Here is a 23,077-nt window from a genome sequence, read left to right on the forward strand (position 1 = left end):
GTCCGGTGCATTCTGCCCGCAATCAGAACCGCGAGTTACTCGCGGCACGGGATTGAACCCATGCGGAAACCGTACAATACCGGGTACTGATACATGTAATAGGTGAATTCGGTGCCGGTGGAAATCGTTCAGAAGTATAGGTCGCAACCACAAGTAAAAACCTTAATAATAATGCATACATAGCAGGTCGCCTCGGACATGGGCGTTCAAAAGGCGTAGGTTTTGGGCGTTTAAATGTCCATCCGGCTGCCCTGCAGCGGGGGGAATCGGTCCCGCCGGACAAGGCGGAAGAGACTCGGCAGGTCTTGTTCGATCTTGTTCTTGACCTCACCCCCGTTCTTGATTTTACCCGGTCCCCATGCGACAGAATCCCGCCATGCCTGTGCTCTATCGTTCGGATTCGTCGCGGCTGGTTTCGACCGCGCGTCGCCTCGCTGCCATCCTGCTGCTGTCGCTGGCTGTTGTCGCCTGCGGCAAGAAGGAGGCGCCGTATGTCGAGAAGCCCGTCGAGGAGCTTTACAACAGGGCGATGGATGCAATGGCAGCCCAGGAATGGGAAGCCGCGGCCAAGGGCTTCGACGAGGTCGAGCGCCAGCACCCCTATTCGGTCTGGGCCAACAAGGCCCAGCTGATGGCAGCCTATTCCTATTACCAGAAGAACCAGTATTCCGAGGCGATCTCGGCGGCCGACCGTTTCATCCAGCTGCATCCGGGCAGCAAGGAAACGCCCTACGCCTATTACCTCACCGCCGTCAGCTACTACGAGCAGATCACCGATGTGGGCCGCGACCAGAAGATCACCCAGCAGGCGCTTGGCGCGCTGGAGGAAGTGGTGCGCCGCTATCCCAGCAGTGAATATGCCCGCGATGCGCGCCTGAAGATCGACCTGACGCGCGACCATCTCGCCGGCAAGGAAATGACCATCGGCCGCTACTATCTGCGCAACAACCAGCAGATCGCCGCGATCAACCGTTTCAAGACGGTGATCGAGAAATTCCAGACCACCACCCATGTGCCCGAGGCGCTGCATCGCCTGGCCGAGGCCTACATGTCACTCGGCATCCTTGAAGAGGCGCAGAATGTGGCTGCCGTGCTCGGCTACAACTATCCGGGCAGCGAATGGTATGTCGACACCTATACGCTGGTGACCGGCCAGGAAGTTCCGACGGCATCGTCGTCTTCGGAAAAGAAGTCCTGGTGGAATATCTTCTAGCCCGGCACGCAGCCCATTCATGCTGACCAGTCTGGGTGTCCGCGACATTGTCCTGATCGAAAAGCTCGACCTTGCCTGCGGTGCCGGCCTGGGTGTGTTGACCGGCGAGACCGGCGCCGGCAAATCCATCCTGCTTGATGCGCTGGGCCTGGCGCTCGGCCGTCGTGCCGATGCCGGCCTGGTGCGCAACGGCGCCGCCCAGGGTGTGGTCACCGCGGCCTTCGATCTGCCGGCCAAACACCCCGCCCACGCCATGCTGGCCGAACAGGGGCTGGAAAGCGGTGACGAGCTGGTGCTGCGCCGCGTGCTGGGTCAGGACGGCAAGAGCCGCGCCTTCGTCAACGACCAGGCGGTCAGCGTCGCCCTGCTGCGCCGGCTGGGCGATACGCTGGTCGAGATCCATGGCCAGAATGACGAGCAGGGGCTGACCGACGCCACGATCCATCGGGCATTGCTGGACGACTATGCGGGCCTGGAGAAAGACGTGGCCGGCCTGCGCGATGCCTATCAGGCGATGCGCGAGGCCGAGGCGGCGCTGACCGTGGCGCGCCAGAGCGCCGAACAGGCGCGGCGCGAAGAGGATTTCCTGCGCCATGTGGTGGCCGAGCTGGAAGGCCTGAAGCCGCAGCCGGGCGAGGAACAGGAACTGGCCGCACAGCGCAGCCTGCTGCAGGCCGGCGAGAAGCTCGCCACGGCGATGCAGGAAGCGCAAGGCGCGCTGGAGCAGGGCGGCGGCGTCGATGCGCGCCTGCGCGCCTGCCTGCGGGCGCTGGAGCGCGTCGCCGAGAAAGCGGCCGGCAAGCTGGATGCGGTGATCGCCCAGGCCGATGCGGTGCTGGTACAGGCCGGTGAACTGGCATCGGCGCTGGACCAGACCGCGCGCGAACTGGATCTCGATCCGCAGAAACTGGAAAAAGCCGAAGAGCGCCTGTTTGCCCTGCGCGCCGCCGCGCGCAAGCATAACGTGACAGTCGATGCGCTGCCGGCGCTCACCGAGCAATATGCCGAACGCCTCAGCCTGATCGACAACTCGGCGGCTGCATTGGGCAAGCTGGAAAAAGCAGCCACCGCCGCCAAGGCTGCCTATCAGGCCAAGGCCGAGGCGATCTCGGCCACGCGCCGCAAGGCGGCGACCAAGCTCGACAAGGCTGTGGCCGCCGAGCTGGCGCCCCTGAAACTCGGCGCTGCGAAATTCTCCACCTCTGTCGAAGCACTGCCGCCGGAGCACTGGACGGCAGAAGGCGCCGATCGCGTGCAGTTCCTTGCCTCCACCAATCCGGGCACCGCGCCGGGTTCGCTGGCCAAGATTGCCTCGGGCGGCGAACTCAGTCGCTTCATGCTGGCGCTGCGTGTCGTGCTGGCCGGTCGCGGCGCGGCCGGCACGCTGATCTTCGATGAAGTGGACCGCGGTGTCGGTGGCGCTACCGCTGCCGCCGTCGGCCAGCGGCTCGCCCGCCTGGCCGAACAGGTGCAGGTGCTGGTGGTGACCCACTCGCCACAGGTGGCGGCCAGGGGCGGCCAGCATTGGCGCATCGCCAAGCGCGAATCCGGTCCGGCCAAGAACCGCACCACGCTGACCGAAGTGGCGCCGCTCAGCAGCGCCGGTGACCGCCGCGAGGAAATCGCCCGCATGCTGGCCGGCGCCACCATCACTGATGCGGCGCGTGCCGCGGCCGACAGTCTGCTGGCCGGTCAAGAGGCGTAAGCATGGCCGGGCAGCGCGAGAAGCCGGTGGCGGACCTCACTCCCAACCGGGCGAAGCTGGAACATGCGCGGCTGGAAGAAGAAATCGCCGCCCATGACCAGCGCTACCACCAGCAGGACGCACCCAGCATCTCGGATGCCGACTACGATGCGCTGAAGAAGCGCCTGCTGGAGATCGAGGAAAAATTCCCCGACCTGAAGACGCTGACCGGCGTCTCCAGCCGCGTGGGTGCCACACCCGCTGCCGGCTTCGCCAAGGTGCGGCATGCCAAGCCGATGCTGTCGCTCGACAACGCCTTCGCGGATGAGGATGTGGCGGATTTCCTCGGCCGTATCCGTCGCTTTCTCAATTTGAAAGAGGGCGACGATATCATCCTGATCGCCGAGCCGAAGATCGATGGACTCTCGGCTTCCCTGCGCTACGAAAACGGCGCGCTGGTGCGCGCCGCCACTCGCGGCGATGGCCAGGAAGGCGAGGACGTCACTGCCAATATCCGCACGCTGCAGCATGACGTGCCGCATAAACTGCATGGCAAGGGCTGGCCGGAGGTGCTGGAGGTGCGCGGCGAGGTTTACATGACCCGCGCGGACTTCCTCAAACTGAATGAGGCGCAGGAAACCGCCGGACAGAAGATTTTCGCCAATCCGCGCAATGCCGCCGCAGGCAGCCTGCGCCAGCTCGATCCATCGGTCACCGCAAAACGCCCGCTGCGCTTCTTCGGCTATTACTGGGGCGAGGTTTCCGCGCCGCTCGGCCGCAGCATGCAGGAGTCGCGCAAACGATTGGCCGAATGGGGCTTCACGCTCAACACGCCGGTCAGGGTCTGCCACAGCCTGGACGACCTGCTTGCTTATTACCGCGAGATCGGCGCGCAGCGCGCCACCCTGCCATTCGATATCGACGGCGTGGTCTACAAGGTTGACCGGCTCGACTGGCAGGAACGGCTCGGTTTCATCAGCCGCAGTCCACGCTGGGCCACGGCGCATAAATTCCCCGCCGAGCAGGCACAGACACTGCTGGAAAATATCGACATCCAGGTCGGGCGCACCGGTACGCTGACGCCGGTGGCCAAGCTGAAGCCCGTCAATGTCGGTGGCGTACTGGTGTCGAATGCGACCTTGCATAATGAGGACGAGATCCGGCGCAAGGATGTGCGCATCGGCGATACCGTCATCATCCAGCGCGCCGGCGATGTGATTCCGCAGGTGGTCAGCGTCGTGCTGGAGAAACGCCCGAAAGGTGCGGAGGAATTTGTCTTCCCCACCAAATGCCCGGTCTGCGGCCAGCCGGCCGAGCGTGAAGTCGATGCGGCGGGCGAGGCCGATGTGCGCCGGCGCTGCACCGGTGGCGTCAGCTGCCCGGCGCAGGCGATGGAAGGCTTGCGCCACTTCGTCTCGCGCAATGCCTTCGATATCGAGGGCATCGGCGAAAAGCAGATCGCCGCCTTCTATGAATGGGGCTGGATCAAGGAACCGGCCGATATCTTCCGGCTGCCGAAGAAGCATGCGGCCGAGCTGCGCAAGAAGGAAGGCTACGGCGACACTTCGGTCGACAATCTGGTACGCGCCATCGAGCAGCGCCGCACCATCGGTTTCGACCGCTTCCTGTTCGCACTCGGCATCCGCCATGTCGGGCAGGAGCGCGCCCGCCTGGTGGCGATGCATTATGAGACGCCGGAGCGCTGGCTCGCCGCCATGGACGAGGCGAAAGACCGCCATGGCGAGGCCTGGGGCGATCTCAACAGCATCGACAAGATGGGCGATGTGGTGGCCGAGGCGATCCTGGGTTTCGCCACGCGCAGGCAGAGCCGCAATGTGATAGACCACCTGCTGAAGGAACTCGCCGACGTCGTTCCGCCAGCCAGGCCGGTGACGGATTCTGCTGTGGCGGGCAAGACCGTGGTCTTCACCGGCAGCCTGGAAAAATTCACCCGCGACGAGGCCAAGGCGCGCGCGCTCAGCCTGGGCGCCAAGGTTGCAGGATCGGTGTCGAAGAAGACCGACTATCTGGTCGCTGGCCCCGGTGCAGGCTCGAAACTGGCCGAAGCGCAGAAGCATGGCGTGCCGGTCTTAAGCGAAGACGACTGGCTCAAGCTGATCGGCGGATGAAATGACTGAAAATGGCCCCCCAACTGGGCAGCGCTACAGCTTGGTGTATGCCGACAAAGGATTGCCGGGGCGAGATAGCTTGCGAGCTCGGAAACGAATCTATCATTTGATTAGCAGTACTATCGAGATAGCAAATGTTCTGCTGCAGAGGCGTCCCTCATATGGACGATCTGCTAAGCTCTCTAACTCTCAGATCATCAATAAAATTCAGTCTGAGCTAGGGATAACTGTCCCCTATAATATGACTTATCGTTTGGATCAGTTTCTTGAGAAATGTGAACTGCAGGATTTTTTGGACACAATTACAATAAGCGCAGCTTATTTTAAGACTAACGACCTAATTGATGTTTCACCGCATTTTATCACAGAGGTTTCGAGAATAATTAGTGAGCTAAACTTGGCGTATAGAGTTGATCTTGACGGCGGAGTTCATCCGATTGTCGACAAGGAATTTGAAGCATCACGAATTTCCGCCATTAGCGGATTATCTGACCCACGATATGCCGGGGCATTGAAGGCATTTGAAGAGTCCCATGCTGCGCTGGAACAAAATCCATCCAATGGCAAAAACGCAATTCGATGCGTATTTGAAGCGGTTGAGATAGTTTTAAGCTAATGTTCCCAAGGGCAGATCGCATTGGTGAGGCAGAGTTAAAGAAATATCTCGAGCCAGTCCTTCAAAAGATGCGAGCGGCGGATTCTCCTGCGCTTAGTGCGTCGATACGACTTTCTAACAGTTTAGCCGATTGGGTAAATGCTGCTCATTGGTATCGGCATGGCCAAGGCGCAGAGGAACCTGTCGAACCCTCACTGGTGTTTGTTGTCACGATCATGGGCGTGGGCGCGAGTTACTTACGCTGGTTGGTCGATTTGGACATTGAAACTAGAATCATGAGCTAAAAGTTTTCTGGCCATGCATCAGCAGATCGGCATTCCTTCATTGACGGAAACCGCCGGCGCAACGGCCATCGCGCTGGATTTCGAGACCGCCAGCCCTTCGCGCGGCAGCATCTGCTCCATCGGTCTGGCCTGGATCAGGGATGGGCAGGTGAGCCATGTGGCACATCGCCTGATCCGCCCGCATGACATGCAGTTTGCACCAGGCTACATCGCCATCCACGGCATCTATCCCTACCATGTCGAGCATGAGCCGGAATTCCCGGCGATCTGGGACGAGCTGCTGCCGCATCTGGAGGCCACGCCGCTGCTGCTGGCGCATAACGCGCCCTTCGATATCGGCGTGCTGCGCGAGGCGCTGACCCATTACGGCCAGCCCTGGCCGAGTTTAAACTATCTCTGCACGGTGAAAATCGCCCGCGCCGCCTGGCCGCAGCTGGAAAACCACAAGCTCAACACGGTGGCGGCCCATATCGGTTTCGCACTGCGCCATCACGCCGCCGACAGCGACGCGGCGGCCTGCGCCAGCATCGCCATCCGTGCGACAGCAGAGTCTGAAGCGCCCAGCATGACCGATGCGCTGCCGCGCTGGAGCATCAGGCCCGGTCGGCTGGAGCCGGGGTATCACGAATCCTGCTCGACGCTGTCGGACCGGGCCAGCCAGCGTAGCCGCGCAAGGCTGCCGCGCTGGCTGCGGCAGATATAGAGGCGACCTCAGGTCTGGACGTCGTCCACATCTTGGAGCAGCCAGTAAGTGCCGCTGGTTGTGCCGAAGACGGCTTCCTGGCCACCTGCGCCGGCGCGGCGTCGCCGACGCGGCTTCTTCACCAGCGGGTCATGATCCCTGAGCCAGCTATCGTTGCCCGCTACCTTGCAGGGGAAACTGAGACCAGTCAGTCGCTCAATCTCGGAGATAGTGGTCTGATAGTTGTTATAGTCTCCGAACATCGCGGCTTCGATGCCATGCTCGGCAATGGCGGCTTCCTGGCTGGCAATATAGGCGGTGGCAAATAATGCGCCATCCGCATCGAGTGCGGCCACTACTTTCCAGAACTGCACCGGATACTGGATATCGTTGTATTCTGGATCGCCTTCGTCGAGAACCGGGCCAGTAATGACAGTGGCCATGGGGGCGCGGTCGGCGGCGATGCTGTCTTCCAAGAGGTAGCGTTCGAGACCCTGCCAGGTTTCCTTGTTCTGATTGAACTTGCTGTGCTGAGGGACGCAGTTAAGCCAGTGACAGGTATCGGCCGCCGAGGCCAGGGCCTCCAGCGCGGTATCGCCGTATTCAAGGTCCTCCCGGCGGGTCAGATGGCCACGGTCGAACTGGTTGCGTTGATAATACCAATTTTCCAGTTGGTGCTCGGCCTTGATGCGCGGATCAAGGCGCCAGACATCTGTCGGGCGCGACATCTCATAGCGGTTGCCGAAGTTGATATTGGCGGCGCTGAAGATCGACATGCGGCGCTTGGCATGCACGGCCACGCTGTAATTGTGATACTTCACAATGTAATCGTCAGGATTGCTGCTCTTGGGATCCTTCGCCGACACCAGGCGGGCTATATTGTGCAGGAGGGCGCCGCTGATCTGCGGCAAAGGAATCACGACCGATTCCTGCGGCTTTGCCTTGGGCGCATTGAGGAAGTCTTCGGCATACCCCCCTCGCGTCGAATAATCGGTATCAAAGGGTGCATCAAATTTCGCCGGGCGCTTTGCCGGCTTTGCCGTCTTGGCCTCCACGGACATGGCGGCCTCGCTGCCGCCGCCGGCGGATGCAATGTGGCCATTCGAGGTGATGTTCAGCTTGATTTCGATGGGAATCGTCACGGTCCTGACGTCGCTCATGATCTGGCGCTCCGGTTGCGTAGAATTTGGAGAAGGCGATGAATGATGGGCAGCCTCCGGCGGTGCAGCCGGGTTGCAGAAGGGTGCGGTGATGCGCGCACTCTCGGGTGTGGCGCTGTACATCGGCAGCAGCAGCGGGTGATCGGGCAGGGCGGCCTTCAGAGTCTGGACGATGCGGCTGGCGCGGATACCAGCATTGGCAATCCATTTCACCTGCGTCTCATCCATGGTGCGCGGGTCATAGTCGCGCCCATCCACCGTCTGCCACACGCCATTGCGTTGCTCCGGCACCCCGGTGTAGTGCAGCGCCACAACAAACCAGTCGTTGTTGAAGACCGGTGCGCCCGATGTGCCGGGCATGGTGTCGGTGGAATAGATCAGAATGTTTTCTTCTCGGCTCAGCAGCTTGTTCTCGCGCACGCAGATCTGCTTCGGTTCGCCGTTGGGGTGCTGGATGATGGTCAGCCATTCGCCCTCGAAGGCCTTGCCTGCCACCCCCAGCAGCGGCAGACAGCCGTAATTTTCCAGCGACATGGTGTCGTCAATCGACTGGGGATGAACCGCCACCACGGTGAAATCGAGGTCTTTGCTGGTGTGAAACAGGCGGTGCGGTTCAAGCCGGAAAACCACCGGGTCGGTACCGCGATCCGCCAGGTCAATCTCGTAGCCGAAATGGGCGAGCGATGATGCCGCGGTGGCGCGGTCCGGAAACACATGGTTGTTGGTGATCAGCACCTGCGGACTGATCAGAAAGCCGGTGCCCCAGCCGTTGCCCAGTGCCGAACGGACCGCGATGCGCGCAATCGCCTGTGCTGCGATGGCACCGCGCTGCAGATAGTTGACCGGCTGGAGTTCGTTGCCGAGCAGGATGCGTTCGAATGCGGCTTGAGTATCCTCGCTGTCGCCCAGGCTCGCGCGCAGGAAGCGCAGCCGTTCATCCTGGGCAGCGTCGGAAGCAATGTCAGCGGGGACCTTGTCACGCGATGCCGCGACAAGGTCGTGCATGGCGACCTCTACGGGCAATTCCGCAGGCCGATCTTCGACAACCCCCATTCGCAGCTCCCTTCCTCATCGCCGGCCGACCATGCCGAGGAGAGTGGTTGCGTGTTTTTGCGAAGCGGGATGCTAGCAAAATAAAACCGCCTGTCTCATGAAATTTCTGAAACAGGCGACTTTAAGTAATCTTGTATTCAGATGCTCCGGAAGCGGAGTCTGCAGAACAGTTTCACTTCTTCTTCTCGGCCTCGTAACGCGCCTTGGTCTCGGCATTGGGCGGATAGAGGCCGGGCAGCGGCGTGCCCTTGTCGACCTCGCCCATGATCCAGGTTTCCAGCCGTTCCTGTTCCACCGCTTCGGCCGTCACTTCCGTCACCAGCGCCTGCGGGATCAGCACGGCGCCATCGGCATCCAGCACGATCACATCGCCGGGATAGACCGCGACACCACCGCAGCCGATCGGCTCCTGCCAGTTCACGAAGGTGAGGCCGGCTACGCTCGGCGGCGCCGCCACGCCATCGCACCATACCGGCAGGCCGGTGCCGATCACGCCGGCGGCATCGCGCACCACGCCGTCGGTGACCAGGGCGGCCACGCCACGCTTCTGCATGCGCGCGCAGAGAATGTCGCCGAAGATGCCGGCGTCAGTAATACCCATGGCATCGACCACGGCGATGCAGCCGGCCGGCATGTCCTCGATCGCGCCACGGGTCGAGCGCGGCGAGGCCCAGCTGGCGGGCGTGGCCAGATCTTCGCGGGCCGGCACGAACCGCAGCGTGAAGGCTTCACCGACAATGCGCTTGTCCTGCGGCGTCAGCGGCTTGGCGCCGCGCAGCCAGACATTGCGCAGGCCTTTTTTCAGCAGAACCGTGGTCAGCGTGGCGGTGGTCACCAGTTCCAGCGCCGCCTTGATGCGTGCGTCGAGCATTCGTTTCTCTCCCGTTACAATGATGTGGGTCTGTCGTTAAGCGCCTAGCGGTGCTGTGGCCTGCTTCATCCAGGCACGGGTCGCATCATCCACCAGCTCGGCGATGTCCTGCCAGACCAGGGCGTGATAGGCGTCGACCCAGGCGACCTCGGCCGCCGTCAGCAGCGTCAGGTCGATCAGGCGGCGGTCAAACGGCGCGCGGGTGATGGTCTCGAAGCCGAGCCAGCGTTTGCCGCTCTCGGCCTTCTCGGTCTCGACGCGCACGGCCACCAGATTCTCGATGCGGATGCCATAGCCGCCGGTTTTGTAATAGCCCGGTTCGTTGGAAATGATCATGCCGGGCTTCAGCGGCACGGCGCTGCCCAGCTTGGCGATGCGCTGCGGCCCTTCATGCACCGACAGATAGGCGCCGACGCCATGGCCGGTGCCGTGGTCGTAATCCAGCCCGATCTCCCACAGCGGCTTGCGCGCCAGCGCATCGAGCTGCTGGCCCGAGGTGCCGTCGGGGAATTTCGCCGTCGCCAGCGCAATATGGCCCTTCAGCACGCGGGTGAAACGGTCGCGCATTTCCGCACTTGGTTCGCCGATGGCGATGGTGCGGGTGATGTCGGTGGTGCCATCGGGATACTGCCCGCCGGAATCGACCAGATAGAGATTGCCCGGTTCCAGCATGCGGTTGGTTTCGGGCGTGACGCGGTAATGCACGATGGCGCCATTGGGGCCAGCGCCGGAAATCGTGGTGAAGGACAGGTCGCGCAGCTCGTTGGAGAGGCGGCGGAAGCTTTGCAGCTTTTCGGCCGCCGCCATTTCGTCAATGCCGCCCTTGGCTGCATGGGCATCCAGCCAGGCGAGGAACTTGCTGACGGCGGCGCCATCGCGGCGATGCGCGGCACGGGTGCCATCCAGTTCGGCAGATGTCTTGCAGGCTTTCGGCAGCAGGCAGGGATCTTCGGCCCGCACCAGCGTGGCGCCGGCTTTCTCCAGCTGCTGCAGAACATAAATCGCCGCAGTCGCCGGATCGACCTGCACCGTCTTGCGCGCCGCACCCAGCGCGGTGAGCGCGGCCGGGAAGGCATCGGCCTCATGCAGCCGCACATCGCCCAGATGCTGGCGCACGGTGGCGTCGAGTTTGCGGCCGTCGATATAGAGATCGACCGCGCCGTCGTTATGCAGGATCGCCATCGACAGCGGCAGCGGCGTATGCGGCACATCGCTGCCACGGATGTTGAGCAGCCAGGCAATCGATTCCGGCAGGGTGAGCGCCACCGCATCGGCGCCATTGGCTTTCACGACAGTGGCAATCGCACTGCGCTTCTCGTCTGCCGTGCGGCCGGCCAGCACCAGATTCTGCACCCGCACCGGCCCCAGCGGCGGCGGCGGCTGGTCGGTCCACACCGCATCCAGCGGATTGCTGTCGACGGCAACCAGTTCGGCGCCGGCCGCCGCGCAGGCCTCCTGCATCCGCTTCACGGTTGCTTCGGTATGCAGCCAGGGATCGTAGGCGAAGCGGTCGCCGGTTTTCAGATTGGCCTTGAGCCAGTCGGTCGGCGGGTTGTCCGTGCTGTGCAGCCGCTCGAACAGCGCGCCATCCACCTGATGCGCCAGCTGCAGGGTGTAGCGGCCATCGCTCCATACGGCGGCCTTGTCGGCCAGCACCACGGCCGAGCCGGCCGAACCGGTGAAGCCGGTCAGCCAGCTGAGGCGCTGGGCCCGCAGCGGCATGTATTCGCTCTGGTACTCGTCGGTCAGCGGCAGGAACAGGCCGCTCAGCTTGCGCGCCGCCAGTTCGGCCCGCAGCGCGGCGACGCGGCCTGGTACAGCGGCGCGATCCTCGATGGCGGCGGCATAGCGCGCCGCCAGTTCGGCCACCAGGGCTTCGGCTTTTGCGCGGTCGAGCGGCAGGTCGGCGGGCAGCAGGGCCAGGCCGGGGAATCCACCAAAGACTCTGGGGGCGGCGGCAATGCCACGCAGCCAGGCGGCGGCGGAATCGGGGAGGCCGGAAAGCGGGGGCGGCTGGTGCAGTGTCATCTGTCTTCTGGGCCTAACCTGTTGCCGAGTCTTCAGAATTATGGGGCTACGCCGGGGCGTCGTCCAGACCGAGCTATGCACTTTCTGCATTACTGTGTGTGCAAACAGCTCATAGCTAAGTCATTGATTTTTAATAGGTGCAGTGCAATATTCTCGACGTGGCCGCGATGCAGAGGATGCCCGGACCACAGAAAAGGAAGACTATCATGAATACCCTGCGCAACCAGACCGCTTTCGCTTTCCCGGCCAACCTGGCGCCCCTGACGCCGGCCGAAGTTGAGGCCTACGCGCGTCGTATCCGCGCTGAAGCCATCGCTGACCTCGTGTTCAACGCCTGGATCGCCCTGAAGTCGGTCGGCACCCGCGCCAAGGCCTATCTGGCCCAGCAGCGCGCCCTTGCCGAGCTGAACGGTCTCGACGACGCCATGCTGCGTGATATCGGCCTCAACCGCTCGCAGATCCCGGCAGCCGTTGCCGGCCTGATCGCCCGCCCGGTGGCTACCGCCGTCAACGAGAATGCCGTCACCGCCCCGGTGACCCGCCTGGTGCCGCGCGACGTCGCGGCCTAAGGCCCAAACAGTCCCCTTCGGTGCCGGGGGCGCGTACCGCCCCCAAATGTCTCCTCCCCCGGACGGAGGCGGATGCCCCGGCAGACCGAGCGAGTAAAGGCGTGGCTCATATTTCATATGAGCCACGCCTTTTTCGTATCTGCTCCGCTATTCGTTTCGCGCATGGCTGGTTTTACGCCACGGCAAAGCTTGCCTCCAACCGCGCACGAGTCGCATCTAAACCCTTGATTAATCAGTAAGCGGAAAAATTATGCAGTTGGTCATTATTTCTACATAATTGAATTTGTTCAAAAATTTAACAATTTTGCACTTGCAAAGTAAAATGGTGCGTCGCAATATCTACGACAGCGGTGCTGACGTATTTCATAATCCTACGCATCACCGCTGAGGAACACCCGGGGCGGCTTATCCCAACGTGAAGGAGATAGCCATGCAAACCCCGCGCGCTACGACCAAGACCCCGACGACCCTCGCCAGCCTGCCCTACCTCTATCTCGGCCTCACGGATTACGTGGCGCTTGAGCGTGAAGCCCGGCGCGCCCGCGCCCGTGCCATCGCCCAGTTGCTGGTCCGTGGCTGGAATGCCCTGTTCGGCACCCGGCCGGTGTCCAAGCCCCATATCGACTTCACCCGCGACGACCTGATCGCGCTGGGTGTGCGCCAGCAGGATCTGCGGCTCGCGTTGCTCGGCCAGACGGTCGGCAACATGATCGGCGCCACCCTGCAGCACATCGTCTTCCTGTGGCACAAGGCTGCCGCTGAAGCCGAGCTGCGTGGCCTGGACGATCGCACCCTCCATGACATGGGCCTGAGCCGCTCGGATATCCCGGCCGCTGTCGCCGGCGAAATCTACCGCCCGGGTCAGCCGTCGAATGACGAGGGCGAGGCCAAGGTCCAGGTGCTGAAGGTCAAGGAAGTCGTCGCCGCCTAAGCGACGCAGTGGCGTGCCGCTTAGGCGCGCCGCTTGAACACTAACGTGTGCCAGCCTTCGCGCGGAATGCGCCGCGCAAGGCTGAGCCCCCCTATGCTCGGATTGGCGGCGCGGTAGCGCGCGACAATCAGGCGCTCTTCCCTGGCCAGCAGGCCGGAGAGCACCAGATGCCCTCCTGCGGCCACCAGGCGGCTTAAGCCGGTCGCCATGCGGCAGAGCGGCTCGGCCAGGATATTGGCTACCACCAGATCATAGGGCCCGGCCTGCCGCAGGCGCGGATCATCGGGCCGGCTCGCGGTCAGCGCGCCGATTCGACTGCTCAGGCCGTTGAGCCGCAGATTGTTGCGTGTCACATCCACGGCGACCGGGTCGATATCGGCGGCCAGCACGGCGCCCGCGCCGGCTTTGGCGGCGGCCATCGCCAGCACGCCCGAGCCGGTGCCCATGTCCAGCATGCGGCGCGGTTTCGCCACGCGGCACAGATCGTCGATCGCCTGCAGGCAGCCAAAGGTGGAGGGCGCCCGGCCGGTGCCGAAGGCCAGCCCGGCATCCAGCAGGATACCCAGCGCGCCCGGCGGCACCTGGCCGGCATCATGGGCGCCATACAGGAAAAAGCGGCCCGCAAGGATCGGCGCATTCAGCGTGTTGGTATGGCGCACCCAGTCCTTGGCCGGCAGATGCGCGAAACGGATCACGGCGGGAATGTCGAGGCCGGTCGCCACCGCTTTCAGCCGCGCGCGCCAGTCCTTCTCATCCGGCGGCGCATCGAACAGCACCTGCACGCGCCAGTCCGGGCTCATCGCCATACCGGGCCGGACCACTTCATAGGACGAGACGGCAATGCCGGCGTCGCCCAGCATCTCTTCTGCGGCAGGGACAAGATCGACCGGCACATCGAGTTCGACTGACCAGAATTCAGGCGACAGCGGCATCAGGCTTTCTCGACGAAGGAGGCGATGACGCGCTTCTCGCCGGCTTTCTCGAAACCGATGGTCAGCTTGTTACCGTCGATGCCACGGATCTTGCCGTAGCCGAATTTCAGGTGAAAGACACGGTCGCCCGGCTTGAAGGCGAGGTCATCGGGGCTGCGCTGCACCACATCGTCATCGCTGATGCGGCGCGCGCGGCCTTCGATGGCACCGCGCTTTTGCTGCGGCGAGAAATCCCAGCTAGTGCCCTGGTAGCCGCCAGCCCGTGGCGATGATGGCGCAGACTCACTGAAACCGCCGCCGATATAGCCCAAGCCCTGACTGCCGCGATACAGGCCGGTCTGGGCGCGATGGTCGATATGCTCGCTGGGCAGTTCGTCGAGGAAGCGCGAGGGGATCGCCGAGGTCCACTGGTTATAGATGCGACGGTTGGCGGCGAAGGTGATCTGCGCGCGCTTGCGGGCGCGGGTGAGGCCGACATAGGCCAGCCGGCGTTCTTCCTCCAGGCCCGCCGTGCCGTTGCTCTCCAGCGAGCGGCGGCTGGGGAACAGTTCCTCTTCCCAGCCGGGCAGGAAGACGTAATCGAATTCCAGGCCTTTGGCGCCGTGCAGGGTCATCAGGCTGACCATCTCGGCGTCTTCGCTGTTTTCGGTATCCATCACCAGCGCGACGTGATCGAGGAAGCCGGCGAAATTCTCGAATTCGGTGAGTGCGCTGATCAGCTCCTTCAGGTTTTCCAGCCGGCCCGGTGCCTCGGGCGACTTGTCCTCCTGCCACATCTGGATATAGCCGGATTCCTCCAGCAGGATCTGCGCCACCTCGGTATGCGGCAGCTCGGTGGCCTGCTGACGCCAGCGGTCGAAATCGGCCATCAGCTTTTTCAGCGTGTTGCGCTGCTTGGGCTTGATCTCGTCGGTCTGCAGCAGGTCATGCAACGTCGCGGTCAGCGATTTCTGCGCCGTGCGTGCCAGCTTGTGCAGCATCTGCATGGTGCTGTCGCCCAGGCCGCGCTTGGGCGTGTTGACGATGCGCTCGAACGCCAGGTCGTCATCGGGCTGCATCAGCACGCGGAAATAGGCGATGGCATCTCGGATCTCGCGGCGTTCGTAAAACCGCAGCCCGCCGACCACGCGGTATTTCACGCCGATGGTGAGGAAGCGTTCCTCAAAGGCGCGCGTCTGGTGGCCGGCGCGCACCAGGATGGCCATCTGGTTCAGCGACACTTTTTCGCGCTCCAGATTTTCGATCTCGTCGCCGACCAGGCGGGCTTCCTCATCGCCGTCCCACACGCCCTGTACGATGACCTTTTCGCCCTCGTTCAGGTCGGTCCACAGCGTCTTGCCCAGCCGGCTTTCGTTATGCGCGATGAGGCCCGATGCCGCACCCAGGATATGCGGCGTCGAGCGGTAGTTGCGCTCCAGCCGCACGATCCGCGCGCCGGGGAAGTCCTGCTCGAAACGCAGGATGTTGCCCACTTCCGCACCGCGCCAGCCGTAGATCGACTGGTCGTCATCGCCCACGCAGCAGATGTTCTTGTGCTTCTGCGCCAGCAGACGCAGCCACAGATACTGCGCCACGTTGGTGTCCTGGTATTCGTCCACCAGGATGTAGCGGAACTGGTGCTGGTATTTCTGCAGGATATCGGCGTGTTCGCGGAACAGCGTCAGGTTATGCAGCAGCAGGTCGCCGAAATCGCAGGCATTGAGCTGCAGCAGGCGTTCGCAATACAGCCGATACAGATGCGGGCCCTTGCCCTCGGCGAAACCCGCATCGCTGTCCGGCGTCTTGCCCGGTGCCAGGCCGCGATCCTTCCAGCGGTCGAACTGCGATTTCAGCAGGCGCGGCGGCAGCTGCTTCTCGTCCAGGCCCTCGGCCTCGATGATCTGCTTCATCAGCCGCATCTGGTCGTCGTCGTCCAGGATGGTGAAGTTGGGCTTCAGGCCCACCAGTTCGGCATGGCGACGCAGGATGCGGTTGCAGATGCCGTGGAAGGTGCCGAGCCACAGGCCCTCCACCGCATTGCCGACCAGCCGCTCGACGCGCTCGCGCATTTCGCGGGCCGCCTTGTTGGTGAAGGTGACGGCCAGGATCTGGCTCGGCCAGGCCAGCCGGCGATACAGGATATGGGCCAGGCGCGAGACCAGCACGCGGGTCTTCCCCGTGCCGGCCCCGGCCAGAACCAGCAATGGCCCGTCGAGGTGGTTCACCGCCTCGCCCTGGGCCTCGTTCAGCTTGACCAGCCAGTCGGGCGGCGGCAGCGCGGCGGCAGCCACCGGATCGTTCGGTGCGGGCTGGTTTTCCGGCTCGAATCCGGACAGGTCGAAGGGGTCGACAGACATGGGGCCTACATAGCGCAAGCGGGCCCACATCGCCACCTGCCCGCCATACGTGCCGATGCTTATTTCCTGCGCAAGTTGCCGTCCGCCATCCAGTTCACCACTTCCAGATCCTGCTTAAGAACCACGCGAAGAAGTTCGTCGAAGCAGATCGTGGCAACGCCCCCCGGCCGCTCGGTTTGAGCGGCAGAATCCGCCCTGATCATCTGCAGTCGGTCTAGCGTTTTTACATGGTGTTCTCCATGGGCGGCCAGGCCGGGAAAACGGATCGATTCAAGATGGGCTTCTTCGCGCTGGAAATGCGATTCAAGTTCCTGCCGAAAGCGCTCAAGGGCTGCAGCCGCATCTTCGCTTCTGAGATGCCGTTCCGCCTCCGCAAGGGTGTTGATGATCTCGACCAGCTCGCGGTGTTCTGCATCGATTTGGGGAATCCCCGTCATCATAGAAGCCGTTAGCGTGAACATGCCGGATCCCTCCCGAGACCGGTCAGGGTCTCCCCGGCTGTCGTGCCCGTGCAAGTTTTTTTTTAGTTAGCACCAACCATGAGTCCCTGCCGGTTGCCCCTTCGCCGACAAAGGAATACCTCTTATTCTGATACTTGGAGGAGAAACGCCATGGCTCCCGTTGCCGCCGCCCAGCCCCGTCTGACCCCCGCCGCCACCCAGGCTGCGCTGGATGCCCTCAAGCAGCTGCTGGGCGACCGCTTCAGCGCCGCCCAGGCCGTGCGCGACCAGCATGGCCGCGACGAGTCCTGGGCCTTGCCGCTGCCGCCCGATGCCGTGGTGTTTCCGCACAGCACCGAAGAGGTGGTCGAGATCGTCAAGATCTGCGCCGCCCACGGCCTGCCGATCATCCCCTATGGCGCCGGCACCTCGCTGGAAGGTCATGTCACCGCCGTGCAGGGCGGTGTCTCCATCGACCTGATGCAGATGAACCGCATCCTGCAGGTGAATGCCGAGGATCTCGATGTCGTGGTGCAGCCCGGCGTGCGCCGCAAGCAGCTGAACGAATACCTGCGCGATACCGGGCTGTTTTTCCCGATCGATCCGGGCGCCGATGCCTCGATCGGCGGCATGGTCTCCACGCGCGCCAGCGGCACCAACGCGGTGCGCTACGGCACCATGCGCGAAAACGTGCTGGCGCTGACCGTGGTGATGGCGGATGGCCGCGTGATCCGCACCTCCAAGCGCGCCAAGAAATCGGCCGCCGGCTACGACCTGACCCGGCTTTACATCGGCTCCGAGGGCACGCTCGGCATCATCACCGAAATCACGATCAAGCTGTATGGCATCCCGGAAGCCATGGCGGCGGCTACCTGTTCCTTCGCCACGCTGGAAGGCGCGGTCAATTCCGTGATCCAGACCATCCAGGCCGGCATTCCCGTCGCCCGCATCGAACTGCTGGATGACGTGCAGGCCGATGCCATCAACAAGTATTCCAAGCTCAATCTGCCGGTGCAGAACATGCTGATGCTGGAATTCCACGGCTCGGAAGCCGGCGTCGCCGAACAGGCCGAGATGGTGCAGGCCATCGCCAGCGAGCATGGCGGCGAGGGTTTCCAGTGGGCGATCAAGGCGGAAGACCGCGCCAAGATGTGGGAAGCGCGCCATGCCGCCGCCTATGCCTGCAAGGCGCTGCGCAAGGGCTGCGAGATCATGGCCACCGATGTCTGCGTGCCGATCTCGCGCCTCACCGAATGCATCCTGGAAACCAAGGACGATGTGGTGAAGACCGGCCTGACCGCGCCGCTGGTCGGCCATGTCGGCGACGGCAATTTCCATCTCTCGGTGGTGATCGACCGCAGCAATCCGCAGGAAGTCGAAACCGTCGAGGCCTTCAGCGAGCGCCTGGTGCATCGTGCCCTGCGCATGGAAGGCACCTGCACCGGCGAACATGGCATCGGCCGCGGCAAGATGAAGTATCTGACCGCCGAGCATGGCGAGGCGGTGGCGGTGATGCGCGCCATCAAGAAGGCGCTCGACCCCGACAACCTGATGAATCCGGGCAAGATCTTCAGCGCCTGATCCTGCGGCTGCCATTGCGATGGCAATCAACGAGGTTCAGCTTCAGCTGGTGATGGCGACGATCCGTCGCGCCCGCAAGACGGCGGGCGATCGGCGTTTGAACCTGCTGGTCTTTGGCTATCCCGATCTGCTGATCGACCGGCCGGTGCTGGAGCACCTGGTCGGCGCCGACCTGCTGCGCGACCTGCCCGAACGTGCCGATACCGAAGCGGTGCGCGAGTGGCACAAGCTGCGGCCCGGCGTGCCGGTCTATGACACGCTGGCGCTGTTTGATCGCCTCGGCCTCGATGTCACGGTGGCCGATGTGGCGGCGCTGCAGGGCTTCGAGCGCATCGTCGATCTCAACGACCCGCTGCCCGCTGATCTATGCCGCCGGTTCGATCTGGTGATCGATCCCGGCACCTGCGAGCACTGCTTCAATGTCGGCATGGCGTTTCGCAATGTCTGCGAGGCGGTGACGCTCGGCGGCTATCTGCTGCATGTCGCGCCGCTCACCTTCATCAATCACGGCTTCTGGAATTTCTCGCCCACCGTCTATCCGGATTATTTCGAGGCCAATGGCTTTGCGCTGCTGCATCTGGGCGGCAGCGCGCCGGCCGCCAACGGCCAGCTGGCGCCCTTTGCCGTCAACCCGGTGCAGCGCTTCAGCCCGCCGATGAACGGCTTCCTCTATGTCGTGGCCGAGCGCACCGGGGAGCAGGCACCGGTCTGGCCGGTGCAGCGCAAATACCGGCATATGATCGGCTGACCGGACCCAAGCTGTTGTTTTCCTTGGCCGGGCAGGGGGGCTCGAGAAATCTGCCGGCCGCCGACTCGTATGTTGCTGGAAATGCGGCCGGCCCCGACCTATTATCTCCAATTCCTGAAAACCTGTAAGTCTACAAGCAGTTAGGACGAAGACGATGAGTGCGCGCAAATGGTCGCCCGATAGCTGGCGCAGCAAGCCGATCAAGCAGGTGCCGGACTATCCGGATGCTGCTGCCCTGGCCGCTGCCGAGGAGAAGCTTTCGAACTACCCGCCGCTGGTGTTTGCCGGCGAAGCCCGCAATCTGACCGCCGCTCTCGCCAAGGTCGCCGAGGGCCGCGCCTTCCTGCTGCAGGGCGGCGACTGCGCCGAGAGCTTTGCTGAATTCAGCGCCAACAACATCCGCGACACCTTCCGCGTGCTGCTGCAGATGGCCGTCGTGCTCACCTTCGGCGCCGCCTTGCCGGTGGTGAAGGTCGGTCGCCTCGCCGGCCAGTTCGCCAAGCCGCGCTCGTCCGATATCGAGAAGCGCGGCGATGTCGAGCTGCCGAGCTATCGCGGCGATATCATCAACGGCATGGATTTCGATTCCGCCAACCGCGTGCCGGACCCGATGCGTCAGGTGCAGGCCTACAGCCAGGCCGCTGCCACGCTGAACCTGCTGCGCGCCTTTGCCTCGGGTGGTTACGCCGACCTGCATCGCGTGCACGGCTGGAATCTCGGCTTCGTCGCCAAGAGCCCGGAGGCCGAGCGCTGGCAGGATGTGGCGGCGCGCATCACCGAAACGCTCGACTTCATGGAAGCCTGCGGCATCACGCCGGAGCGCACGCCGGAAATGCGCACGGTCGATTTCTACACCAGCCATGAGGCTTTGCTGCTCGGCTACGAACAGGCGATGACCCGCGTGGATTCCACCTCGGGCGAGTGGGTCGATACCTCGGCGCATATGCTGTGGATCGGCGACCGCACCCGCCAGCTGGATGGCGCCCATGTCGAATTCCTGCGCGGCGTGCTGAACCCCATCGGCCTGAAATGCGGCCCGACTTCTGATCCGGACGAGCTGATCAAGCTGATCGATGTGCTCAATCCGCAGAACAAGCCCGGCCGTCTCACCCTGATTGCCCGCATGGGGCATGACAAGGTGCAGAAGCATCTGCCGGCGCTGGTGCGCAAGGTCGCACAGGAAGGCCGCAGCGTCGTGTGGTCCTGCGATCCGATGCACGGCAACACACTGACCTCGACGTCAGGTTTCAAGACGCGGCCGTTCGACCGCATCCTGTCGGAAGTGCGCCAGTTCTTCGAGGTGCATCTGGCCGAGGGCACCCATGCCGGCGGCATCCATCTCGAACTGACCGGCCAGGATGTCACCGAATGCATGGGCGGCGCCCAGGCGATCGGCGACGATGACCTGTCCAGCCGCTACCACACCCATTGCGATCCGCGGCTGAATGCCTCGCAGGCGCTGGAACTGTCGTTCCTGATCGCCGAGATGCTCAAGCTCGAACGCATGAACCGCGGTGCGCAGCGTCATGCCGCTCAAGCCTGACGGCAAGCCATCCGTCACGCCGCTCGTGCCGCCGGTCCAGGCGGCCGAGCTGGAGCGGCAGATCGCCGACCACACCGACACCTATTTCAAGAAGACCAAGGAAATCGTCCAGCGCATGGGCGACAAGCAGGTCACCTATGCGGTGTTCATGCGCCGCCCGGTGATCTTCTGCCCGCGCCTGATGGTGGAATGGCTGGAGAAGGTGGGCGCCGCGCGTGGTGCCAAGTTCGGCATCGAGCTGCTGCATGAGGAAGGCACCTGGGTCGGTGCCGGCGAACCTTTGCTGTATATCAGCGGCTCGATGGCGCAGGTCGTCGATCTGGAAACCATCTACCTGCAGAAACTGGGCGCGGCCTGCGTCGCCGCCTACAACGCCTATTCGATGTGCTGCGATTTGCCCAATGTGCGCTTCCTCGCCATGGATGCGCGCCACTGCGCCGGCGCCGAGATGGCCGAGATGATGGCCTATGCGGCCTCGGTCGGCGGCAAGGCGGCGCGCCGCGATGTCGGCGCCGCCGGCTTCATCGGCAATGCCACCGACGCCACCGCGCATTACTTCGGCAACGAGAAGGGCTTCGGCACCATGCCGCATGCCCTGATCGGCTATGCCGGCTCAACGCTGCGCGCCGCCGAACTCTATGCCGAGACCTTCCCCGGCGAGCAGATGACTGTGCTGGTCGACTATTACGGCCAGGAAGTCACCGACGCGCTGGCGGTGTGCAACCGCTTCCCCGATGCCGCCAATGAAGGGCGGCTTGCTGTTCGCCTCGACACCCATGGCGGCCGCTATATCGAGGGCCTCGATCCGCAGGCCTCCTATGCCGTGCTGGAACGCCATGTGCCCAACGCGATCCGCCAGTATCGCACCGAGCATGAGCTGCGCTGGCTGGTCGGCACCGGCGTTTCCGGTGCCGCGATCTATCACATGCGCTCGACGCTCGACCGCGCCGGCTTCTTCAACGTGAAGATCGTCGCCTCATCGGGCTTCAATGCGGCTAAGTGCAAGGTGATGGCCAGCGTCTCGGCGCCGATCGACATCGTAGGCACCGGCTCGTATCTGCCCGACAGCTGGACGGAAACCTATGCCACCGCCGATATCGTCGCCTATGACGGTGTGCCGAGCGTGAAGGTCGGCCGCGAGTTCCTGCTGCGCCGCTAGCGCCCCAGTTTCGCCAGCGCTTCCGCCGCCAGCTTGCGGGTCAGTTCGCCGGCCGGCAGCTCGACCGCCAGCCGCGCCGCCTGGCCCGACCACTGATTGCTGAACTCGCCATTGCCGGTCGGCTCCAGTTTGCTGCGGATCGGCACCAATGCACTGCCGGCAGTGGGGAAGGCCGGCGCATCGGGCGACAGCGGCCCCTGTTCGCGCATCAGCCGGTTCATGATGCCGCGTGCCGGCCGGCCGGTGAACAGGTTGGTCAGCGCGGTGGCATCGCTCGGCGCGCTTTTCAGCGCGGCGCGGTGATAGGGCGCGATGGTGGCTTCCGGGCTCAGCAGGTAAGCCGTGCCGATCTGCACGGCGGCGGCGCCCAGTGCCAGGGCGGCGACGATGCCGCGCGCATCACTGATGCCGCCGGCCGCGATCACCGGCAGCTTCACCGCATCCACCACCTGCGGCAGCAGCGCGAACAGCCCGATCTGCTGTGCCATGTCGGGCGAGAGGAAATTGCCGCGATGGCCGCCGGCTTCCAGGCCCTGGGCGATGATGGCGTCGCAGCCCTGCCGTTCCAGCCAGACGGCTTCCTCGACCGTGGTGGCAGAGGCGATCACCTTGGCGCCGGTGGCTTTCACGCGGTCCAGCAGGGCCTGCGCAGGCAGGCCGAAATGAAAGCTCACCACTTCGGGTTTGTAGTGCTCGACCAGCTGGCAGAAGGCTTCGTCGAACGGCGCACGCCCGGTCACCGGCAGCGGCGCTTCCGCATCCAGGCCGAATTCGCGGTAATAGGGCGCCAGCCGGCGGCGCCAGTTTTGCAGCCGGGCCGGATCATCGGCCGGCGGCTGATGGCAGAAGAAATTCACATTGAGCGGTTTGCCGGTGGCCTGGCGGATGATATCGAGCGCGGTGCGGGCTTGGTCATGGCTCAGCATGGCGCAGGGCATCGATCCCAGGCCGCCGGCCTCGCAGACCGCAATGGCCATCTGCGGCGTGGTCGCGCCGGCCATCGGCGCCTGCAGGATCGGCAATTCGATGCCGAACAGATCGAGGATGCGCCGGTCGGGCCAGACGGCCATGATTCCCTCCCAGGGGGCTTGTTTTGCCCATCCTAGGTCCGGCGGCCC

At 63.7% G+C, this 23,077-nt stretch carries 18 protein-coding genes; 11 read left to right on the forward strand and 7 right to left on the reverse strand.

All coding sequences use genetic code 11. The features are described 5' to 3' along the window. The first annotated feature begins 376 nt into the window (after nt 1–376). The 5 genes from AAG799_RS06465 to AAG799_RS06485 all read left to right on the forward strand — a co-directional run bounded on the left by AAG799_RS06465 (nt 377) and on the right by AAG799_RS06485 (nt 6,629). Nucleotides 377–1,213: an outer membrane protein assembly factor BamD gene (locus AAG799_RS06465; RefSeq protein ID WP_341894987.1), complete on the forward strand. Its 837-nt coding sequence runs from the start codon at nt 377–379 to the stop codon at nt 1,211–1,213. Between the two features lie 19 nt (nt 1,214–1,232). After that, nucleotides 1,233–2,918 carry a DNA repair protein RecN gene (gene recN / locus AAG799_RS06470; RefSeq protein ID WP_341894988.1) on the forward strand — a complete coding sequence of 562 codons (1,686 nt, stop codon included), beginning with the start codon at nt 1,233–1,235 and terminating at the stop codon, nt 2,916–2,918. A 2-nt stretch (nt 2,919–2,920) separates the two neighbouring features. After that, nucleotides 2,921–5,026 carry an NAD-dependent DNA ligase LigA gene (gene ligA, locus AAG799_RS06475; RefSeq protein WP_341894989.1) on the forward strand — a complete coding sequence of 702 codons (2,106 nt, stop codon included), beginning with the start codon at nt 2,921–2,923 and terminating at the stop codon, nt 5,024–5,026. Between the two features lies 1 nt (nt 5,027). After that, on the forward strand, nt 5,028–5,642 hold the full coding sequence (locus AAG799_RS06480) for a hypothetical protein (protein WP_341894990.1): 615 nt from the start codon (nt 5,028–5,030) through the stop codon (nt 5,640–5,642). Nucleotides 5,643–5,939: 297 nt separating this feature from the next. Continuing rightward, nucleotides 5,940–6,629, forward strand: a complete 690-nt coding sequence (locus tag AAG799_RS06485) for a 3'-5' exonuclease (RefSeq protein ID WP_341894991.1) — start codon at nt 5,940–5,942, stop codon at nt 6,627–6,629. 8 nt (nt 6,630–6,637) lie between these two features. Here the strand turns inward: AAG799_RS06485 and AAG799_RS06490 are convergent, their stop codons facing one another. The 3 genes from AAG799_RS06490 to AAG799_RS06500 all read right to left on the reverse strand — a co-directional run bounded on the left by AAG799_RS06490 (nt 6,638) and on the right by AAG799_RS06500 (nt 11,720). Next, nucleotides 6,638–8,821: a DNA/RNA non-specific endonuclease gene (locus AAG799_RS06490; protein ID WP_341894992.1), complete on the reverse strand. Its 2,184-nt coding sequence runs from the start codon at nt 8,819–8,821 to the stop codon at nt 6,638–6,640. A 172-nt stretch (nt 8,822–8,993) separates the two neighbouring features. Beyond that, nucleotides 8,994–9,692 carry a ribonuclease activity regulator RraA gene (locus AAG799_RS06495; RefSeq protein ID WP_341894993.1) on the reverse strand — a complete coding sequence of 233 codons (699 nt, stop codon included), beginning with the start codon at nt 9,690–9,692 and terminating at the stop codon, nt 8,994–8,996. Between the two features lie 36 nt (nt 9,693–9,728). Beyond that, entirely contained in the window at nt 9,729–11,720 is a 1,992-nt protein-coding gene (locus tag AAG799_RS06500) for an aminopeptidase P family protein (protein WP_341894994.1), read from the reverse strand. Between the two features lie 206 nt (nt 11,721–11,926). Here AAG799_RS06500 and AAG799_RS06505 point away from each other — a divergent pair, with 206 nt between their 5' ends. Continuing rightward, entirely contained in the window at nt 11,927–12,289 is a 363-nt protein-coding gene (locus tag AAG799_RS06505) for a DUF1127 domain-containing protein (protein WP_341894995.1), read from the forward strand. A 430-nt stretch (nt 12,290–12,719) separates the two neighbouring features. Continuing rightward, the gene (locus AAG799_RS06510) at nt 12,720–13,220 is read left to right on the forward strand and encodes a DUF1127 domain-containing protein (RefSeq protein ID WP_341894996.1); all 501 of its coding nucleotides are present in this window, start codon (nt 12,720–12,722) and stop codon (nt 13,218–13,220) included. A gap of 20 nt (nt 13,221–13,240) precedes the next feature. Here the strand turns inward: AAG799_RS06510 and AAG799_RS06515 are convergent, their stop codons facing one another. Genes AAG799_RS06515 through AAG799_RS06525 form a run of 3 tightly spaced genes read right to left on the reverse strand, consistent with a single transcriptional unit; the run spans nt 13,241 to nt 16,949 of the window. Beyond that, nucleotides 13,241–14,152: a 50S ribosomal protein L11 methyltransferase gene (locus AAG799_RS06515; protein ID WP_341894997.1), complete on the reverse strand. Its 912-nt coding sequence runs from the start codon at nt 14,150–14,152 to the stop codon at nt 13,241–13,243. Further along, the gene (locus AAG799_RS06520; RefSeq protein WP_341894998.1) at nt 14,152–16,488 is read right to left on the reverse strand and encodes a UvrD-helicase domain-containing protein; all 2,337 of its coding nucleotides are present in this window, start codon (nt 16,486–16,488) and stop codon (nt 14,152–14,154) included. The genes AAG799_RS06515 and AAG799_RS06520 overlap by 1 nt, the downstream gene beginning before the upstream one ends. Before the next feature lie 59 nt (nt 16,489–16,547). Next, nucleotides 16,548–16,949: a hemerythrin family protein gene (locus tag AAG799_RS06525; protein ID WP_341894999.1), complete on the reverse strand. Its 402-nt coding sequence runs from the start codon at nt 16,947–16,949 to the stop codon at nt 16,548–16,550. 150 nt (nt 16,950–17,099) lie between these two features. Here AAG799_RS06525 and AAG799_RS06530 point away from each other — a divergent pair, with 150 nt between their 5' ends. The 4 genes from AAG799_RS06530 to AAG799_RS06545 all read left to right on the forward strand — a co-directional run bounded on the left by AAG799_RS06530 (nt 17,100) and on the right by AAG799_RS06545 (nt 21,959). After that, nucleotides 17,100–18,509 carry an FAD-linked oxidase C-terminal domain-containing protein gene (locus AAG799_RS06530; protein ID WP_341895000.1) on the forward strand — a complete coding sequence of 470 codons (1,410 nt, stop codon included), beginning with the start codon at nt 17,100–17,102 and terminating at the stop codon, nt 18,507–18,509. A 19-nt stretch (nt 18,510–18,528) separates the two neighbouring features. Then, the gene (locus tag AAG799_RS06535) at nt 18,529–19,257 is read left to right on the forward strand and encodes a hypothetical protein (protein WP_341895001.1); all 729 of its coding nucleotides are present in this window, start codon (nt 18,529–18,531) and stop codon (nt 19,255–19,257) included. A gap of 154 nt (nt 19,258–19,411) precedes the next feature. Beyond that, nucleotides 19,412–20,800 carry a 3-deoxy-7-phosphoheptulonate synthase class II gene (locus AAG799_RS06540; protein ID WP_341895002.1) on the forward strand — a complete coding sequence of 463 codons (1,389 nt, stop codon included), beginning with the start codon at nt 19,412–19,414 and terminating at the stop codon, nt 20,798–20,800. Next, nucleotides 20,784–21,959 carry a nicotinate phosphoribosyltransferase gene (locus tag AAG799_RS06545; RefSeq protein ID WP_341895003.1) on the forward strand — a complete coding sequence of 392 codons (1,176 nt, stop codon included), beginning with the start codon at nt 20,784–20,786 and terminating at the stop codon, nt 21,957–21,959. Before AAG799_RS06540 ends, AAG799_RS06545 begins: the two co-directional genes overlap by 17 nt. Here AAG799_RS06545 and AAG799_RS06550 read toward each other — a convergent pair. Beyond that, nucleotides 21,956–23,029, reverse strand: a complete 1,074-nt coding sequence (locus tag AAG799_RS06550) for a nitronate monooxygenase (RefSeq protein ID WP_341895004.1) — start codon at nt 23,027–23,029, stop codon at nt 21,956–21,958. The two genes, AAG799_RS06545 and AAG799_RS06550, sit on opposite strands and share 4 nt — an antisense overlap. Between the last annotated feature and the right edge of the window lie 48 nt (nt 23,030–23,077).

It is taken from the genome of Ferrovibrio terrae, from assembly GCF_943371255.1.
GTDB classification, from domain to species: Bacteria; Pseudomonadota; Alphaproteobacteria; order Ferrovibrionales; family Ferrovibrionaceae; genus Ferrovibrio; species Ferrovibrio terrae_B.

What these genes read in the sequence shown, in the direction of transcription:
- AAG799_RS06495 (WP_341894993.1), bottom strand. Translation starts at nt 9,692, where the DNA reads ATGCTCGACGCACGCATCAAGGCGGCGCTGGAACTGGTGACCACCGCC.
- AAG799_RS06540 (WP_341895002.1), top strand. Translation starts at nt 19,412, where the DNA reads ATGAGTGCGCGCAAATGGTCGCCCGATAGCTGGCGCAGCAAGCCGATC.
- AAG799_RS06520 (WP_341894998.1), bottom strand. Translation starts at nt 16,488, where the DNA reads ATGTCTGTCGACCCCTTCGACCTGTCCGGATTCGAGCCGGAAAACCAG.
- AAG799_RS06515 (WP_341894997.1), bottom strand. Translation starts at nt 14,152, where the DNA reads ATGCCGCTGTCGCCTGAATTCTGGTCAGTCGAACTCGATGTGCCGGTC.
- AAG799_RS06550 (WP_341895004.1), bottom strand. Translation starts at nt 23,029, where the DNA reads ATGGCCGTCTGGCCCGACCGGCGCATCCTCGATCTGTTCGGCATCGAA.
- AAG799_RS06525 (WP_341894999.1), bottom strand. Translation starts at nt 16,949, where the DNA reads ATGTTCACGCTAACGGCTTCTATGATGACGGGGATTCCCCAAATCGAT.
- AAG799_RS06505 (WP_341894995.1), top strand. Translation starts at nt 11,927, where the DNA reads ATGAATACCCTGCGCAACCAGACCGCTTTCGCTTTCCCGGCCAACCTG.
- AAG799_RS06535 (WP_341895001.1), top strand. Translation starts at nt 18,529, where the DNA reads ATGGCAATCAACGAGGTTCAGCTTCAGCTGGTGATGGCGACGATCCGT.
- AAG799_RS06485 (WP_341894991.1), top strand. Translation starts at nt 5,940, where the DNA reads ATGCATCAGCAGATCGGCATTCCTTCATTGACGGAAACCGCCGGCGCA.
- AAG799_RS06530 (WP_341895000.1), top strand. Translation starts at nt 17,100, where the DNA reads ATGGCTCCCGTTGCCGCCGCCCAGCCCCGTCTGACCCCCGCCGCCACC.
- AAG799_RS06480 (WP_341894990.1), top strand. Translation starts at nt 5,028, where the DNA reads ATGACTGAAAATGGCCCCCCAACTGGGCAGCGCTACAGCTTGGTGTAT.
- AAG799_RS06465 (WP_341894987.1), top strand. Translation starts at nt 377, where the DNA reads ATGCCTGTGCTCTATCGTTCGGATTCGTCGCGGCTGGTTTCGACCGCG.
- ligA (WP_341894989.1), top strand. Translation starts at nt 2,921, where the DNA reads ATGGCCGGGCAGCGCGAGAAGCCGGTGGCGGACCTCACTCCCAACCGG.
- AAG799_RS06510 (WP_341894996.1), top strand. Translation starts at nt 12,720, where the DNA reads ATGCAAACCCCGCGCGCTACGACCAAGACCCCGACGACCCTCGCCAGC.
- recN (WP_341894988.1), top strand. Translation starts at nt 1,233, where the DNA reads ATGCTGACCAGTCTGGGTGTCCGCGACATTGTCCTGATCGAAAAGCTC.
- AAG799_RS06545 (WP_341895003.1), top strand. Translation starts at nt 20,784, where the DNA reads ATGCCGCTCAAGCCTGACGGCAAGCCATCCGTCACGCCGCTCGTGCCG.
- AAG799_RS06490 (WP_341894992.1), bottom strand. Translation starts at nt 8,821, where the DNA reads ATGGGGGTTGTCGAAGATCGGCCTGCGGAATTGCCCGTAGAGGTCGCC.
- AAG799_RS06500 (WP_341894994.1), bottom strand. Translation starts at nt 11,720, where the DNA reads ATGACACTGCACCAGCCGCCCCCGCTTTCCGGCCTCCCCGATTCCGCC.